This is a genomic window from Streptomyces aureus (assembly GCF_001418135.1).
Classification (GTDB): domain Bacteria; phylum Actinomycetota; class Actinomycetes; order Streptomycetales; family Streptomycetaceae; genus Streptomyces; species Streptomyces aureus_A.
In genome coordinates, this window is sequence record NZ_LIPQ01000138.1 from 20,934 (window position 1) to 37,416 (window position 16,483).

13 protein-coding genes and 1 pseudogene are annotated in these 16,483 nt (G+C 71.9%); 9 read left to right on the forward strand and 5 right to left on the reverse strand.

What is annotated here, in order from left to right:
- The first annotated feature begins 176 nt into the window (after positions 1-176).
- The 5 genes from AOK00_RS13780 (at position 177) to AOK00_RS13800 (ending at position 7,930) form a co-directional block, all read left to right on the forward strand.
- Positions 177-2,999 carry an alpha/beta hydrolase family protein gene (locus AOK00_RS13780; RefSeq protein ID WP_055600597.1) on the forward strand — a complete coding sequence of 941 codons (2,823 nt, stop codon included), beginning with the start codon at positions 177-179 and terminating at the stop codon, positions 2,997-2,999.
- A gap of 165 nt (positions 3,000-3,164) precedes the next feature.
- Entirely contained in the window at positions 3,165-5,237 is a 2,073-nt protein-coding gene (locus AOK00_RS13785; protein ID WP_254047358.1) for a PE-PGRS family protein, read from the forward strand.
- 129 nt (positions 5,238-5,366) lie between these two features.
- A complete protein-coding gene (locus AOK00_RS13790) occupies positions 5,367-5,645 on the forward strand; it encodes a hypothetical protein (RefSeq protein ID WP_055600598.1) in 279 nt (92 codons plus the stop codon).
- A complete protein-coding gene (locus AOK00_RS13795; RefSeq protein ID WP_055600599.1) occupies positions 5,638-6,690 on the forward strand; it encodes a polyprenyl synthetase family protein in 1,053 nt (350 codons plus the stop codon). Before AOK00_RS13790 ends, AOK00_RS13795 begins: the two co-directional genes overlap by 8 nt.
- Positions 6,691-6,766: 76 nt before the next feature.
- Positions 6,767-7,930 (forward strand): oxygenase MpaB family protein, encoded by a 1,164-nt coding sequence (locus tag AOK00_RS13800; protein WP_055600600.1) that lies wholly within the window; start codon positions 6,767-6,769, stop codon positions 7,928-7,930.
- A gap of 35 nt (positions 7,931-7,965) precedes the next feature.
- Here AOK00_RS13800 and AOK00_RS13805 read toward each other — a convergent pair whose 3' ends face one another.
- Positions 7,966-8,790: a hypothetical protein gene (locus AOK00_RS13805; RefSeq protein WP_055600601.1), complete on the reverse strand. Its 825-nt coding sequence runs from the start codon at positions 8,788-8,790 to the stop codon at positions 7,966-7,968.
- A gap of 258 nt (positions 8,791-9,048) precedes the next feature.
- Here AOK00_RS13805 and AOK00_RS13810 point away from each other — a divergent pair, with 258 nt between their 5' ends.
- Entirely contained in the window at positions 9,049-9,906 is an 858-nt protein-coding gene (locus AOK00_RS13810; RefSeq protein ID WP_055600602.1) for a maleylpyruvate isomerase N-terminal domain-containing protein, read from the forward strand.
- 60 nt (positions 9,907-9,966) lie between these two features.
- Here the strand turns inward: AOK00_RS13810 and AOK00_RS13815 are convergent, their stop codons facing one another.
- Both AOK00_RS13815 and AOK00_RS13820 read right to left on the reverse strand, forming a co-directional pair.
- On the reverse strand, positions 9,967-10,782 hold the full coding sequence (locus AOK00_RS13815) for an ABC transporter permease (protein ID WP_055600603.1): 816 nt from the start codon (positions 10,780-10,782) through the stop codon (positions 9,967-9,969).
- 113 nt (positions 10,783-10,895) lie between these two features.
- Complete coding sequence (locus AOK00_RS13820) at positions 10,896-11,807, reverse strand: ABC transporter ATP-binding protein (RefSeq protein ID WP_055600604.1); 912 nt, start codon at positions 11,805-11,807, stop codon at positions 10,896-10,898.
- Between the two features lie 358 nt (positions 11,808-12,165).
- Here AOK00_RS13820 and AOK00_RS41585 point away from each other — a divergent pair, with 358 nt between their 5' ends.
- On the forward strand, positions 12,166-12,489 hold the full coding sequence (locus AOK00_RS41585; protein WP_437441411.1) for a GNAT family N-acetyltransferase: 324 nt from the start codon (positions 12,166-12,168) through the stop codon (positions 12,487-12,489).
- Positions 12,490-12,520: 31 nt separating this feature from the next.
- On the opposite strand, the gene AOK00_RS13830 is transcribed toward AOK00_RS41585, so the two are convergent.
- Positions 12,521-12,955 (reverse strand): SSI family serine proteinase inhibitor, encoded by a 435-nt coding sequence (locus AOK00_RS13830; RefSeq protein ID WP_055600606.1) that lies wholly within the window; start codon positions 12,953-12,955, stop codon positions 12,521-12,523.
- 703 nt (positions 12,956-13,658) lie between these two features.
- Here AOK00_RS13830 and AOK00_RS40300 point away from each other — a divergent pair.
- Positions 13,659-13,910, forward strand: a pseudogene (locus AOK00_RS40300) (IS5/IS1182 family transposase); the annotation flags it as partial.
- Positions 13,911-13,912: 2 nt separating this feature from the next.
- Here AOK00_RS40300 and AOK00_RS13840 read toward each other — a convergent pair.
- The gene (locus tag AOK00_RS13840) at positions 13,913-14,530 is read right to left on the reverse strand and encodes a hypothetical protein (RefSeq protein ID WP_055600608.1); all 618 of its coding nucleotides are present in this window, start codon (positions 14,528-14,530) and stop codon (positions 13,913-13,915) included.
- Between the two features lie 311 nt (positions 14,531-14,841).
- Here AOK00_RS13840 and AOK00_RS13845 point away from each other — a divergent pair.
- Positions 14,842-16,483: AMP-binding protein (locus tag AOK00_RS13845; protein ID WP_159041757.1), on the forward strand; the 1,642-nt coding region annotated here is incomplete at its 3' end.

Here is a 16,483-nt window from a genome sequence, read left to right on the forward strand (position 1 = left end):
CTGTTCACGCCATCAGGCAACCCACACACCGCCGTTGTCATCCTCCGAGGGCGAAAGAGGGGGCCGGGGAGGAGGGCGTATTCGGGCGTTCCGCGGGATCCGAGTCCCGACACGTCTCCACACGCCTCCACACGCCTCCCCCACACCCCACAAGACCGATCGTGAGGAAGTCCGTTTTGATACGTGCTACACGCGGCGTGGCCACCGCCGCGGCGTTACTCGCGCTGGCCTCGGTGTCATCCGGGGCGGCGTACGCGCAGTCGTCACCGTCCTCCGGTGCGCCGTCCCCCGGAGCACCTTGGGCCACCGCCCCCAGCAGCGGGCTCGGCACTCTCGACCTTCCCGAGGGCTGGCAGGTTTCCGGCACCGGGGCGAGCCGGCAGCTGGTGTGGACGTCGCCCGAACCCGTCCCCATGGGCGACTCCCGCGTCGCGTTCCACGCCGGCGACCGGCTTCTCGGCCACCCGGTGGCCGCGCGGGACGGCCGGTCCTTCCGGCTGCCCCTCCGCGACGTGCGGCTCACCGAGGGAACCGGCTTGCGGGTCACGGCCGCCGGGCGGCGGCTCGACGCGGCCGGGCCCGCCCGCTCCGCGCGCCTCGCCCCCTCCGCCCCGACCGCGCTGTCGGGCGCCCCTCTTCCCGCGAACGGCGTGGACCCCGGAGTGCCGGGTGGCTACCGCACCGTCAGCGGCGAGTACGACCTGAAGTCCGTGCGGCTGCCCGGGTTCCCCGAGCCCGTCGAGATGCGAGCCACGGTCGTCGGGCCGGCCGGTGCACCGGGGAAGCGACCCGTGGCCCTCTTCCTGCACGGCCGCCACGGCACCTGCTACACCCCCGGGACCGAGGACGTGACCGGCGACTGGCCCTGCGCCGCCGGTTCGAAGCCGATACCGAGCCACCAGGGGTATCTGAGGGCACAGCGGCTCCTGGCCTCCCAGGGCTACGTGACCCTGTCCATATCCGCCAACGGCATCAACGGCCAGGACTTCCGTGCCGAGGACGGCGGCGCCCAGGCCCGCTCGTCCCTCATACGGCAGCACCTGGCGCGCTGGGCAGACTGGTCCGCCAACCGGGCCGCCGCCCCGGCCGCCGTACGCCGGTCCTCCGCCGCGGACCTGTCGCGGGTCCTGCTCGTCGGCCACTCGCGGGGCGGCGAGGGCGTCAACCGGGCCGCCCTCGACACCCTCACCCCGCCACCCGCCGACCAGGACGGCCACCGGGGCCCCGTACGGTGGAAGATCCTCGGCACCGTGCCGATCGGACCGACGATCTTCGGCAACAACCCCGCGCCCGACGTGCCCTCCATGACCATCCTGCCGGGCTGCGACGGCGACGTGTCCGACCTCCAGGGCCAGAACTTCGTCGACGGCACGCGTGGTGTCAGCCGGGGCACCGCCCTGCACAGCGCGGTCTACATGGTCGGCGCCAACCACAACTTCTTCAACAGCGAGTGGACTCCTGGCCAGGCGCAGGCGCCGGCGTTCGACGACTTCTGGTCCGACGAGCAGCCCGACCCGGTCTGCTCCCCCGGCACGGACACCCGTCTCACCGCCGCACAGCAGCAGGCCGCCGGCGCCACCTACATCGCCGCGGCCGCCCGGCTGTTCGTCGCCGGTGACGACCGGGTCCGTCCGCTCCTCGACGGCACCGGCCGCCGCGCGCCCTCGGCCGACCCGGTCCGCGCACTCAGCCACGCCGTCGGAGCGAACCGGACGCCGGCCTTCGTGCCCGGCTCCTCCGCGCTCACCGTGTCCGGCGGTGGCAGGCTCTGTGCCCAGATCGACCCCGACGCCGGCCGCGCGTGCCTGTCCCCCGACGCGGGCGGTGCGTCGCCGCACTTCGCGTACTGGGAGGCCTCGCCCGAACCGGGCCGTGACGCCGTCGCCATGGAGTGGGCCCGTCCCGGAACCCCGGTCGCGGTGCGCTCGGCGCGGCCGGTCTCCCTGGCCGGCTCCGACACCCTCGCCCTTCGGGTGATCGTCCCGCCCAACAGCACGGGCACCGAGCTGGACGTCGCCGTGACCGACGCCTCGGGGCGCCGCGCGCACCTGGGCCGTACCCGCGTCGACGGGCTCCCGGGCAGCGAGCGGACCACCTCCCACTGGGCGCGCGAGGTCCGCGTACCGCTGGCCGCCGCCGCCCGGTCCGGCGTGGACCTGAAGCGGATCACGGCTCTTGAGCTGACGCCGCGCACCACCGCCGGTCGTGCGTGGCTGATGGACGCGTGGGGCTGGCGCCCCGGCACTCCGGCCGTACGTCCGGCCGCGCTGGCGCGCGTCGACGTCGGACGCCTGACGGTCGCGGAAGGTGACTCCGGCGTCCGGACCTACCGGGTGCCGGTCCGGGTCTCCGGTCGGGGCAGCGGCCAGGTCCGGCTGTTCGTCCCCGATCCGGACACCGGCGAGCTCGCCTCCCGCACGGTGACGGTACGTCCGGGACGTCATGACATCGACGTACCGGTCGAGGTACGGGGCAACGACCGCTTCGGCCACGACGTCACGCACGACGCCTTCGTCAAGGCGGTGCGCGGCACGGCGATCGGCGCGCACCGCGGCGGCGTGACCGTGCAGAACGACGACCCCGTGCCCGAGGTGACCGTGACACCCGTCGCCGACGCGGTGACGGAGGGCGCCGCACTGACCTGGCGGGTGACGCTGTCCGAACCGGCCGACGCCGAGATCGGCGGCCACGTCGCCTTCCTGCCGCCGGCCGGCGGTACGGAGCTGACCACGGCGGACGTCGACCAGGAGTGGCTGAAGGAGCAGCTCGGGGAGGTGCCTGCCACGCCCACGCCCCTCTCCCAGATCGAGTTCGGCGGCCTGAACCCGCCCGTCTCCGTCCCGGCCGGGGCGACGACCGCGGAGGTGCGCGTGCCCACGGTCAAGGACGACGTCAGCGAGCCGGAGGAGTCGGTGCGGGCTCGGCTGACCACGTACGACGCCGCCTGGGAGCCCGTGCCGGGGCCCGAGTTCGTGGGGACGGTGCGGGACGCGTCGTAGGGTGCGCGTCGCTGATCCAGGGTGATCCGGCGTGACGTAGGCGGACACCGGTCCCTTCACGGGTCGGTGTCCGCCCTGTCGTTCCGCCCCGGTGCGGGCACGACGAAGCGGCGTATCGGGAGTCGCTCGGAGAGCACGGAATCGCCTCGGGCAGGATGAGTGACCATGACAGGTGGGCGAGAGAAGCTCGTGGAGCGGCTGCGGCAGGCCGGACTGGACGTCGTGGAGGGAGATCGGGTCGAGGAGGTCATGAGGCCCTGGGCCGCGTGGCGACCGGTCATCTCGGGCAACGCCACACCGACGGTGGCCGTACGGCTGGACGCTCCGGAGCTGGTCGCCGAGCTCAACAGGCAGTGGTACCGGCTGGCGGTCGAGCTCGGGATCATCGGCGCGGACGGCACCTTCCTCATCGACGTCGCCGGCACCTGGTCGGACCGCACGCCCCGGCGCTGGACACGGGTGCGGCTCACCGAACGGTGGGACCTCGCCGGTGTCCTCGGTGAGCGGCCCGGCCGGCCCGAGTTCGTCACGCTCTCCGCGGACGGCGACGCCCTGATCGGGGCGACCACCGAGGAGTACGACGTCTGGCTCGTCGCGCTGGACCGCTTCAAGGAGCGGCAGGAAGCGGAGGCGCGCGCCGCGGCCGACGAGACCGCCGAGCAACGGGCAGCCGCGTGGCAGTGGTTGTTCCGCGGGCCAGGACCTTCGGTGGGCGTGCGTGACGAGTGGGCGCACGGGCTGGCGCACAACCCCGCCATCTCCGAGGACCTTCGCGCGGGTCTCCTGGGCCTGACCCACCACCTTCTGTGGCGTGCTCTCCCGGCGTCGGTCGTCGAGGCCGCGATGGTCCACCCGGAGTGGCAGGTGCGCGCGTTGCTCGCCGAGGTCCAGCCGAACATCACCGCTGAGCAGTGGACCCGCCTGATCCTGGGCGAGCCGGATGCCCGGAGGCGGTGGGTCCTCACGCTGCTCGCGGCAGACCGGCGCGTCGAGCTCACCGGCACCGCGTACGCCCGACTCACCGCGGATCCGTCCGCGAGGACGCGACATGAGGCAGCGCGGCTGACCGGCCTGCCCGCCCGCCTCCTCGCGGTGCTGGCCCGCGACGTCGATCCCTCCGTACGCGCCTCGGCGTGCCGTGGGACGGCCTGGTCGCAGCTGGACAGCTCTCTCCGGCTCGCGCTGCTCGACGACCCCGACGGCAAGGTCCGCGTCGCGGCACGCCTCCGGCACCACCAGGAGCACCCCCTGTCCCGGTCCGTCTACGACTCCGAGGGCCTCGGGACGAGCGACGCCGTGAGGACCTGCCGGCTCGCGCGCGACCTCGCCGGACATCTGGCCCATCACGGCGACCTCAGCCGGCGCCGTGACCTCGCGGGCAACCCGTGGCTGGAGAGTGACCTGGTCGCCGTTCTCGCCCGGGACCCCGACGAGAGCGTCCGGTTCTCGGTCTCCACGCGCCCCGATCTCACCGAGGAGCAGCGGGCGGGCATCGCCGTCGACTTCGATCCGAGTACGCGCTCCAACTCCCTCGACTGGGTCGTGGCGCTGCACGAGGACCCCGACGCCATGCGGCGCCTGGGGGCCTCCTCGCACCCCCTCGTACGCAGAAGCGTCGCGCGGGCCAGGCGCCTGCCGCCGGACGTCGTCGAGTCGCTCGCGCGCGACGAGGACCGCGTCGTGCAGCTCTTCCTCGCCGAGTCGTGCGACGACGCGCCCGCCGAGATGCTGCTGCGGGTGTGGCAGTGGTGGAACGGGAGTCTCAGCACACCCGACCGTCCCCACGGCCATCCGAACTTCCCCCGCCGCGACCTGGTCCGTCACGCCGACGACCCGAACCCGCGGATGCGCCAACTCGCCCTGGACGACCAGGAGTCGACAGTCGAGCTCGTCGAGCGCTTCAGCCGGGACAGCAACGAGGAGGTCCGGCTGCGGGCCGCGACCGACGCCCGGCTGACGCCCGCGTCGGCGGTGCGGCTGCTCGACGACCCGTACGAGCAGATACGGCGCGCGGCCGCCAGGCACCCGCGACTCCCGGCGCGGACCCTGGTGCCGTTGCTGCGCAACGAGGACACCGCGTACGCGGCTGCCCAGAACCCGGGACTGCCCGAGCCGGTCATCGCACGGATGATCCAGCTGATGCGGCGGCTTCGGGCCGAGGCCGGAGCCGGGGCCGGGGACGCCGTCGGGCCCGCTGCCGAGGCCTCGGCCGGGGCGCGGATCGAGTCTCGTCCATGATCCGCACGCTCCATCGGGGTGATCACTCGTTCGTGAGTTTCCCCTCGTCCGCGCCCGCCATCCCGCGACGCTGTCATTCGCGGCGCGCGACCGCGTCGCCGTATCGGTGCGGTGTGGAGGGAAGTCGGCATGACGCGGGAAACGAGGCGCCGCGAGAGTCCCGGTGAGCAGGCGGTCCTCCTGGTCGCCGGGCTGGCCGATGTGGCCGTGGGCACGCTGGGGTCCGCACTCGGAGTCTTACGGGGGCTGGCCCGACGCTCGGACGCGGCGGAGCTGGTCTCGGAGGCCGAGCGGGATCTGACCGCGCGTGGGCGCCTCGTCCTGGACCGCTACGCGGCCGCGCCCCCGGCGCATCTGGAGATTCTTGCCCGGCACGCCCTGGCCGAGCGGGCGGGCGAGAGTGGCTGAGGGGTGGGAGTCGGCCGCGTTCAAGGCGCGTGTCGACGAGGTCCTGCACCGTTTCGTCGCCGAGGAGGCCGACCTGCTGGCCGCGGTCGACCCGACGCTCGGTCCGGTGGCCGAGCAGTTGGAGGCGTCGGTCGCGGTCGGGAAGAGGCTGCGGGCGGCGTTCTGCTACTGGGGCTGGCGGGCGGCCCGGCAGCCCGACAGCGACGCGTTGGTGCGGGCGGCGGCCTCCATGGAGCTGGTGCACGCGGCCGCCGTCGTGCACGACGACCTCATCGACGACAGTCCACTGCGGCACGGGCGGCCCACCGCCCACGTGGCCCTCCGGGACGCCGTACGGCACCACCCGCGGGCCGCGGACGCCGCCCGGTCCCTCGCGATGCTCGTCGGGGATCTGCTCATGTCGCTCGCCGGGCAGCTGTTCGCCACCAGCGGTCTGCCCGCCGCCTACCTCGGCCGGGCCCGTCCGCTGTGGGCGGCGCTCGCCCGCGATCTCGTCGCCGGTGAGTGTCTTGAGATCCTCCACACCGGTGTCACCCCGGACACGACGGCATCGCTGAAGGTGATCCGCTACAAGACCGCCAAGTACACCGTGGAGCAGCCTCTGTTGATCGGCGGTGCACTCGCCGGGGCCGGCGACCGGCTGCGCGAGGGGTACAGCGCCTACGGGCTGCCGCTGGGCGAGGCGTTCCAGCTCAGGGACGATCTGCTCGGCCTGTTCGGCGAGACGCGGCACACCGGCAAGGCCAACACCGATGACGTACGCGGTCATCGGCCCACCGCGCTCCTCGCGGAGACGTGGCGCATCGCCGGCGCCGACGCGCGTGAGCGGCTGCGCGCCCTGCTGGGGCGGCACGACCTCGACGACGAGGGTCTGGAGGCCGTACGCGACGTGATGCGGCGGCTCAAGGCGCCCGACCGGGTCGAGAGCATGATCGCCGCCAGGGTCGAGGAGGCGCTCGGCGCACTCCATGAGCTGGACGTACCCGCGCCTGCGGCCCATGCCCTGACCGGCTTGGCTCATTCGGCCGCGGTCCGCCTGTCCTGACCCGGGTCGGGGAAGCCGGACCTGCCACCGCCTCTCCTCTCCTCCCCTCCCTCACGCAGATACGAAGGAACCCCCCGTGCTCCACACCGAGACATCGATGAACGCCCTCCGGCAGAGCGGCGACGAGCTCGCCGACGCCACCGTCGCCGCTCTCTTCGAGCGCGGCGAGATGGGCACCTTCAACACCTTGATGCGGTTCTTCTCCACGGCCGGCGCGCCCGTTCCGGACGGGCTGCCCGATGTCGCCAGGGAGTACCTGGAGGCCACGAGCGCCCCGCCGGCCTGGGTGGACTGGGACGAGATGGAGCGTGCCCGGCTGTTCTTCATCGACAACAACGTGCACATCGCCACCGCCCTGTCCTTCGCCTCCATGCCCGCCTGCTATCTCGTCCCCCACGTGGCGAAGCTGCTGTCGACGACCCACGGTCTGAACTACCCCTCGACGCGGATGGCGGCGACCGGCCAGTTCACCGTCCATCTGATGCGGCCCGATGCCTTCGAGGCAGGCAGCCGTTTCATCCCCGCCGCGCAGAAGGTCCGTCTGCTCCACGCCTCCATCCGCCACCACCTCACGCGCGAGGACCGCTGGGACTCCGGGGCACTGGGGGTGCCGATCTGCCAGGAGGACATGATCGGCGGGCAGATGTTCTTCTCGCTGCTCGTCCTCGACAGCCTGCACCGCCTCGGCATCCACATGTCACAGGAGGGAGCGGAGGCGTACTTCTACGCCTGGCGTGTGGTCGGCGCGATGCTCGGCGTGGACCAGGAGGCCGTACCCAAGTCCCTCGACGAGGCGCGCCGGTTCCTCGACCAGTACATGATCCGGTACATGGGGCCGTCCCCCGAGGGCGCGCACCTGACCCGGCAGCTCATCGAGCTCTACGAGGACATCGTGCCCGGGACGCTGCTCGACCCGGTCGTGGCCGCTCTCGTCCGGTACCTCATCGGCGACACGAGCGCCGACTGGCTCGAGGTTCCCAGCACGCCCTGGGACACGGTGGTCAAGGCCGTGCCCCACCTCCTGGGCGTACTGGAGACCATCGAGGACCGCTCACCGCTCGGCGCCTGGGCCCTCGACCGGCTCGGGCACCTCACGACGGTCTTCGAGCTGTCCTCGCTCACCCGGGGGCGCGTCATGCATTACGCCGTCCCCGAACATCTCAGGAAGGAGTACGGCGTCCCCGACGCACCGTCCCGTACCCGTCGCTGGACTCCACCGGCGGCCACGCTCTCTCCGTGAGGCGGGCCCACCGCGGTCGCTGCCCTGACCGCCCGTCAGTCGTTCCCCTCGTGGTGCGGCAGCACCCCTTCCGCTCCCGGGACGGGAACGAAGCCGCCGTCGGCCCGAATCTTCGCGACGAGCCGTCCGAGTTCGGTCAGGGTGTCCTCGCCGAGCAGCGAAGGGTTCGCTTCGAGCAGCAACGCGACGTGTTCCCCGATGCGCTGAGGCGTGAGGTCGTCCGTCGTCCCCAGCTCCACCGGACCGTCCTCCCCCTCGTCCACGACCCGGGCGTTGCGCAGCAGCCGGAGCTGCCCATCGCTGTACACCCTGGCCACCACAGCCGCAGCGAACCGCTTCCGCGCCTCCGCGCCGCTCATGGTCGTCCGCTGATCGCCGGAAGTGGTGACGACCTCCTGCGGTTCCTCCGTGCCCTCAGCCCGGCGGTCACTCGTGCGACTTCGTGCCACGCTGCTCCACTTCGCTTTCACGGACGGGAGCGCCTGGTCGTTCCACTTGGCCTTCACTGCCGGAAGCGCGTGTTCGTTCCACCACTTCCTGACGTGCGGCGCGGCCTTCTCCGCCAGTCTGAGGCTGATCTGGACGAGCACCTCGGCGAGGAACTCCGCGTTCTCTCGACGTTCCTGTGCTCGGGCCTCCGACTCGTGCCGGTCGTGGTCGAGCCCGTCCTGTGGGTACGCCGTCACCGGATCGGGCTCGTCGTCCTCCTTCAAGAAGATCTCGGCCTGACCCACCTGGTTGGTGTCGGGGTCACGTGTCATGCCGCGATGAGCGCCCGCGGTCTTCCTCGACCGCGCGAAACGCGCGCCCTTCCGGACTCTGACGATGGCCTCGTACTCGTCGTACTCGCTGCTGTCCATGCCCCACCTTCGACCTGCGGGATGCCCTGCGGCCGCCGCCCGCGCCCCGGGAGCGACGCCCCCGACACTGTACGTTCCGGCCGCCGTTCGTCCGGCGGATCGCCAGATGTGGCCTCCTGGCGGAGGTGACCGGATGCATCCCCGCCGGCCTCCTGGGATGGGGGTTGACGCTGGAGGTGATCGGAGCGCGGAACCACTGTCGCCACGCCACTACCCGACGGTAACCTTCGTGGCTCGTCAGCGACTTGGGGGAGCTGTATGGGCACCGTCACGAGGTTCGACGCCGTCGCGGAGCACGAGAGGACCCGTGCCGCGCTGAGGGCCGTGGTCCCGCGCCTGGTTCGGCTCCTGCGGGATGTTCCGGACCTGGAAGCGGCGTCCGGGGTCCCCGTGTGGACGGTGGGGGACGTCGGCGCACATCTCGCGGGCGTGCACTTCGCGTACTCCGCCGGTTTCACCGACGAGGCCGTGGAGTGGGACGCCCTCCTCCCGACGGGCGACGGTTCGTTCAGCGAGCGGATCGCGGCCGTGAACGCCACGTCCGTCGGCCTCTTCGTCGGCGAGGAGCGCGCCCGTATCGGTGATTTCATCGCCGAGCGGAGCGAGACGTTCCTCCGGGTCACCGAGGGACTCCCACCCGACACCCCTGTCAACGCCCCCTGGTTGGGGAAGGATCCGGCCCTCACGCTGGCGGCCGCGACCGGTCTGATGCTCAGCGAGAGCCTCGTACACGGCCTGGACATCGCCCGCGGCGCCGGGCTCCCCTGGGCGATCGGCCCCGCCGAGGCGGGCCTGGTGCTCGGTCAGTCGATGCCGACGATGATGCCGCTGGGCCTGGACGCGGAGAGGGCGCGGGGCGTCAGCATCGCGTTCGAGCTGGTCATCAAGGGCGGGCCCCGGCTGGCGGTCGTCGTCGAGAACGGAGCGGCGACCGTGACCCGTGACGCCCCGCCGCGCGCGTACGACTGCCGGATCACGGCGGAACCGGTCGCGTTCCTGCTGGTCTCCTTCCGCCGCATGCCCGTGTGGAAGGCGATCGCTCACGGCCGGATGCGGGCCGGCGGCCGCAGGCCGTGGCTCGCCATGCGGCTCGGCGAGCTCATCGGCAGTCCCTGATCCGAGGGACGTACGACGGTGTTCGCCTTCTTCACGGCGGTCGGCGGTTTCGACGGCATCTCACAGGTCGCGCCTCTGCACTCCGACGGTCGCCAGCGCCGCCGTGCCCAGCGTCCACGCCGCGTAGACCGTCCAGGCTCCGCCGGTGCTCCAAGGGAAGTCGGACGGGGAGGGAGTCCCGACGTCCACGAGTCGGGTCCACGCACGGAAGGGCAGGGCGTGGCTCGCGAGCGCCGACCCGTAGCGGCCGTCTGTGAGGACGTTGGGCAGGACCAGGACGACCGCGACCGTCGTGATCATGGTGGCCGCCGTGTGACGGACGACGGTTCCGATCGCCAGCCCCGCCAGCGCGCACACAGGAGCGAGCAGCGCCGAGGCGAGCACCACGCGCTGGGCCCCCGGGTCGCCGAACGACACGCCCACACCCCGGCCTCCGAGGATCGTCTGGGTGAGGACGAACGAGGCTCCGGCGACGAGCGCGCCGAAGACGGTCGCCACGGCCGCGACGACGACGGCCTTCGCCGCCATCACCGAGCGACGGGCGGGAACGGCCGCGAAGGTCGTACGCGAGGTGCCCGTGCTGTACTCCCCCACCATGGCGAGAGCGCCGACGGCCCCGAGCGCGATCACCATGACCATGGCCGCGTTTCCGGTGAAGGCGATCTGCAGGGGGATGCCGTCGCGAACGAAGTCGGCCCGGTCCCCCGCGTTCTCTTCGGTCCAGTACGTGTACGTGTCGTACGCGGTACCCACATTGAAGGCGATCACGGCCAGTGCCGCGGCGCCGTAGGCGATCCAGGTCGAGCGGAGCGAGCGGAGTTTGATCCACTCGGAGGCGACGAGGTCGAGGAAGCGGGGGCGGGGCTCCTCGTTCACGCAGGTTGCGGGGGCGAGTGGCGTCGACGTCGACGTCGACGTTGACGTTGACGTTGACGTCTGTGTCGGCGTTGACGTCTGTGTCGGCCTCTGAGTCGGCGTCGGGGTCGGGTTCATCGGGGTTCTCCTGCGAGGTACTGGACGCTGTCGGCGGTGAGTTCCATGAACACGTCCTCCAGGGACGCGGACCGGGTCCTCAGCGCGCGCAGCGGGACGGCGTGTTCCAGGGCGATCTCACCGATCCGGTCCGCGGTAAGGCCCGTGACGGTCAGCTCGTCGCCCGCTTCCCGGTCCACCACCGCGCCCTCGGCCAGCAGTCGTTCCCGCAGTACGGCCGTCGCGCGCGTGCTGACCTGAACGCTCCCGCGGGCGCCTCGCGCGGAGAAATCCGCGAGGCTCTCCGCCGCGATCAGCTCGCCCCGCCCGATGACGATCAGCTGGTCGGCGGTGTGCTCCATCTCGGACATCAGATGGCTCGACACGAATACGGTGCGGCCCTCGGCGGCGAGCCGCCGGAACAGCTCGCGCACCCACTTCACGCCCTCGGGGTCGAGGCCGTTGAGCGGCTCGTCGAACAGCAGCACCGGCGGGTCGCCCAGCAGCGCGGTCGCGATGCCGAGCCGCTGCTTCATGCCGAGTGAGAATCCCCCGATACGGCGCCGGGCGACGTCGGCGAGACCGACCTCCCGCAGCACCTCCGGCACCCGCCGGCGTGGGATGCGGTTGCCGCGTGCGAGCGCGGACAGCTGCGCCAGCGCGCTCCTCCCACCGTGCGCGTCGTGCGCGTCGAGGAGCGCGCCGACGTGACGCAGGCCGCGGGGCCGTTCGCGGAACGGGCGACCGTTCACGGTGACCGTGCCGCTGCTGGGAGCGTGCAGGCCGAGGATCATCCGCAGCGTCGTGCTCTTGCCCGCGCCGTTGGGGCCGAGGAACCCGGTCACCTGGCCCGGGCGCACGGTGAAGGACAGCTTGTCGACGGCGGTCGTGTCGCCGTACCGCTTGGTGAGTTCGTTGACTTCGATCACACGAACAAGGTGCCGTCGCGCGGCCCTCCCTGTCGTCCGACCGCCGCCGACAGTTCACGGCGCCGGAAGTCGCCCCTGGTCGTACAGCCTCGGTCGACCACCTGCTCCCACCACGCCGTCCCTCGCGCGCCGCGCAGCCACTCTGTGGCCACCACGGTGGCCCTCGTCTTCGGCCCCCTGGCCGGAAACCTCGCCGGTCCCGGGGGCGGGACGAACGTCGACCCGTGGAGAGCGCGCAGAGTCCGTACATCCCGGCCGGTGCCGTGGCCCTGCTGCTCGGCGTCGACCGGATCATGGACGCGATGCGCGTCGCGACGAATCTGTGGCAACTGCGTGGCCGTCTTCGTGGTCACTGCGGATGCGTCAGCACACAGATGTGGGCGGTCTCGGCGGGCCAGGCACGGTATCCCGCCGCGGCCACCACCTCGGACCCTTCGCGCACGTCCCCTTCGCGCATGACGCCTCCGCGTACGGGCGAGGCCGCCGGCTCGCCCGCCACGCCGGATCCGCCGCAGTGGCGCACGCGCTGGCAGCGGGTCTGCTCCCCCAGTGGCGGGCCCGTCCACCGGCCTCTCGAAGGGTCGCGCGGTCACTCGGGTTCCGGGAGCTGGGCAGTCAGCTGAGTGTCCGCCTGGAGATGGAGGCGCTCGACCCCGTGTCGACTCACTCGGTGGATGGCTGAGTGGGCACAGGCGGGCTCGGTGTGAGCGTGGTCAGGCGCCGGTCGTCGCGGGCAGTAGCGGCGCGAAGTCGTCCCAGCGGGCGATCTCGCAGCCGTCGGTTCGCCTGAAGCTCGCGTCCACCGGCCGGCCCGCCCAGGTGCCCGTGACATGGGCCGTGGCCGGTCCTCCGTACTGCATCGTGCACATGGAGTCCGGCCGCACCGGCGCGAAGAGGTCGGTGCCCCACGTGGTCAGTGCGTCGAGCCTGTCGCAGGCCGCCTGCGCTGCGGGATGAGTACCGCCCGCAGGGTGGCAGCTGAGCTCGAACGTGCCGTCGGCGGCCGGGTCGCCGCTGTCGGTCACCGTCAGGGTGAGGTGGTCCGGAGGGGCCGGTGCGACTGCGGCGGCGGAGGCGACCGAGGCGGTGGAACAGATGGCGAGGGCGGCCAGGGCCAGGGCGAACGCAAGGCCTGTGAAACGCGGCATGGACGACTCCGGGTCAAGGGGATCGACGCGGCCCGGGACGGCCGGGATCAGCGCCGACCCAGGGTGGTGGCGGGCGGGGGTGCTGTGCCGAAGCACTTCCTCCGGCCCAACCCCGGCGCGCTCGAAGAGGTCACGGCGCGTGGGCTGCCGGCGCCGCCCCTCGGGCCACGGTCAACCCCGATGGCCCACCGGCCCTCTTCGACAGCGGCAGGGCGGTGGGCGGTTGGGCTGTAGGGCTGTAGGGCTGTAGGGCTGTAGGGCTGTACGTAACATTCCTCGCGGACAGAGGGAGGCGCACGGCATGGGAATGTTCCGCAGGAAGCGCGCTGAGCAGCTGGTACCTCCGCCCCAGTTGGTCGACGAGGCCAAGGCCAACCCGGGGGGCCGGGTGTACGAGATCGACAGAGACATGGTCGACGACCCGAACGGGGCCGTGCCCCCCGAGGCCATCATCGGGGCCTGGCAGGTAGACGCGCGCGGGAAGCTCTCCGGCAACTGTCAGGCGAATCCGACTACCGGCCTCGGGCGACAGGCCGCTAGGCCAGAGCGTTTTCTACGGATCATCCGATCGTTGGCTGATGTGCGTCGTTGACTGACGCCCAGTGGGCGAGGATCGGACACCGAAGCGGGGAGAGCAGTGGCGTGATCACCGCCAGGTGGTCGACGCGATTGCGTTCAAGTTCCGCACCGGAACTCCGTGGATGTGCGACGACGTGGCATCAGAGCGGTGATTCCCCAGCCTGCGGACCAGGTCGCGCATCGCATGCGTCGCGGCAAGTCTGGAGGTCGGCCTCCCGCGTTTGATCGCGACGCCTACAAGCAGCGCGACACCGTAGAGCGATGCATCCATCGCCTCAAGCAGTGACGCGGGCTCGCCACCCGATACGACAAGACCGCCACGATCCATCTCGCCGCGCTCCACATCGCCGGGATCTTCATCCGGGCTGCGGGGTGACGTCAGTCGTCGAACCAGACGACCAGCCTGACGTCGTCGCCGCCGTGGAGTTCGGCCAGGGTGCGCATGACGGTCCAGACCGGCCCCCACTCATCGTCGGGCACGGCGTCGCGGCGCCTGAGGCGCTCAACACGGAACATTAGGTCTCCATCGATCCACTGGGAGCCCTCCGGGAAGTGCAGCTTGGGTCGGACCGCGATATGAGCCGGCTGTCCGCAGAGGTCGACGAATCGCTGAGGGGCGGAGTAGTGCCGCTGGAGGAACTGCCAGTCGCCCCGTGGATCACGGTAGTACTCGCGGATGTAGGCATCGGGCTCGGCGGATTCCTCATCCCAGTCGACCCGCTTGATCTCTGCCCAGCTGACCCAGCTCGCGCTTCGCCCTCCCGTCGTCTCATGGCCGTCGCGGACACGGTTCGACGCGTCGGCAGGCAGCCCACGGACAGGAGCCACCGGCACGAACTGCTCGTTGTCGCAGACGCCGAACAGAGCGCCGAAGGCTTCGTAGTTCCTCGGCACCTTCAGGTGGTCCAAGTCGATGGCGGCGTGCCAGAACGAGTCCGCCTCATGGTCTCGATAGTCACGGTGGCACTCGATGAAGCCCCAGATGTCCTTGCCCATGCCGCGATGATGCCGGGCCGGCGTCCGCCAGACCAGGCATTACTCTCCCCAGGCTTGATCCAACAGTTCCCAGTCCGCTTCTCCAGGGGCTTTCCGGGGGCCAGGGTGACTGCGGCAGGTACTCGGTCCGCTCTGCGCGGGATCTGTGATCAGTCATGATGACCGGAGACTGAAACAGACCGGTCCAGATCAGACCGGTCCAGTTCAGTCCAGTTCAGTCGTAGATCAGAACAGAGCAGAGCAGACCGAGCGCGGTCCTCTCGCACGGACTGCGAGGAGGGTCGGCCTCGGGCGGATGCACGGGGGCGTTGATGCGGGGATACGGCGAGACAGTGCTGCTGGACGTGCTGGCCGGTGCGGCCGAGGCCGCGCCCGGCCAGGCCGTCGTCCATGTCGACGGGGACGGTACGGAGAGGACCGTCAGCCATCGCACGCTGTTCGCCGATGCCCTGCGCGTTGCCGGAGGATTCCTCGACGCCGGGCTCGCGCCGGGCAGCCAGGTGGTGCTGCCCGTCGAGCGGAGCGAGGAGTTCCTGCCGCTCTTCTGGGGCGCCGTCGCCGCCGGGCTCGTACCTGTGCCGCTCGCCCCGGACGTACGGCGAGTGCTGCCCGTATGGGAGTTCCTCGGCCGGCCGCCGGTCGTCGTCGGCGGATCCACCGAGTCGCTGCTCGACGCGCTGCCCGGCCTCGTACCTTCCCTGACGCTCGACGGTCTCCGCGAGCACCCCGCTGCTCCGACCCTGCCGAAGCGGGCGCCCGACGACGTGGCGTTCCTGCAGTTCTCCTCCGGCAGCACGGGGGCGCCCAAGGGGGTCGAGCTGACCCACGCGGCCGTTCTCGCCAATCTGGCGCAGATCCGTGCGGCGGCCGGTATCAACTCCGCTGATGTCCTCGTCACCTGGATGCCGTACTTCCACGACATGGGGCTGATCGGCACCCACCTCGTGCCGTTGTCCGCACGGATCAAGCAGGTGCGTCTCGAACCGCTGACGTTCGCCAGGCGACCCCTTCGGTGGCTGGAGGCTGCCGCACGGCACCGGGCGACGCTGCTCTCGGCCGCCAACTTCGCCCTGGCGCTCGTCGAGCGACGCGTACCCCCGGACGCGCTCGCGCGTCTTGACCTGACGTGTGTACGGATGATCCTGGTCGGCGCCGAGCCGATCTCGCCGGCCGTGTGGCGGGCCTTCGTCGGGCGGATGCGGCCGACGGGGCTCCCGGCGTGCGCGCCCACGCCCGTGTACGGTCTCGCGGAGTCCACCCTCGCTGTCACCTTCCCACCGCCGGGAGAGGTCGCCCGGCCGCTGGCCCTGGACAGGGCCGCGCTCGGGCGTGGCCACGCCGTGGACAGCGCGCCCGGACCGGAGGCGGTGGAACTGATGGACGTGGGCGGCCCCGTGCACGGGTGCTCCGTACGGATCACCGACGACACGGGCCGCCCCGTCGATGAACGCCGGGTCGGACACATCGAGGTCAGCGGCCCCCAGGTGGCCCGCGGCTACCACGGCGCCCCGGAGGCGACGGCGGGGGCGTTTCGTGGTGCGTGGCTGCGCACGGGTGATCTGGGATTCCTGCGCGAGGGCCGCCTCTGTGTGACCGGCCGGTCCAAGGACGTCGTCTTCGTCGACGGGCGCACGCTGCACGCGTCGGACCTGGAGGAGGTCGCGGCGAGCACGCCGGGGCTCGGTCTGTGCCCGGTCGCGGTCGTGGGATCGACCGATCCCGCGGACGGCGGCGAGCGGGTCGTCGTCTTCCTCGCACCCGCGCCTCCCCTGTCCGCCGTGGCCCCCGAGCTCCTGCACGCGGTCCGCCGACGGGTCCGCGAGGCCCTGGGGCACGACGACGTACGGGTGCTGGCGCTGCCCGCACGCGGGTTCCCGCGTACGACGAGCGGGAAGGTCCGTCGCGGAGTGCTGCGCGATCGCTTCGAGGGCGGGGAGTATCCGGAGATCGCGG

Excerpts from the sequence above, each read along its gene's own strand:
- AOK00_RS13785 (WP_254047358.1), top strand. The coding sequence starts at position 3,165 with ATGACAGGTGGGCGAGAGAAGCTCGTGGAGCGGCTGCGGCAGGCCGGA.
- AOK00_RS13790 (WP_055600598.1), top strand. The coding sequence starts at position 5,367 with ATGACGCGGGAAACGAGGCGCCGCGAGAGTCCCGGTGAGCAGGCGGTC.
- AOK00_RS13805 (WP_055600601.1), bottom strand. The coding sequence starts at position 8,790 with ATGGACAGCAGCGAGTACGACGAGTACGAGGCCATCGTCAGAGTCCGG.
- AOK00_RS13810 (WP_055600602.1), top strand. The coding sequence starts at position 9,049 with ATGGGCACCGTCACGAGGTTCGACGCCGTCGCGGAGCACGAGAGGACC.
- AOK00_RS41585 (WP_437441411.1), top strand. The coding sequence starts at position 12,166 with ATGCGTCAGCACACAGATGTGGGCGGTCTCGGCGGGCCAGGCACGGTA.
- AOK00_RS13830 (WP_055600606.1), bottom strand. The coding sequence starts at position 12,955 with ATGCCGCGTTTCACAGGCCTTGCGTTCGCCCTGGCCCTGGCCGCCCTC.
- AOK00_RS13840 (WP_055600608.1), bottom strand. The coding sequence starts at position 14,530 with ATGGGCAAGGACATCTGGGGCTTCATCGAGTGCCACCGTGACTATCGA.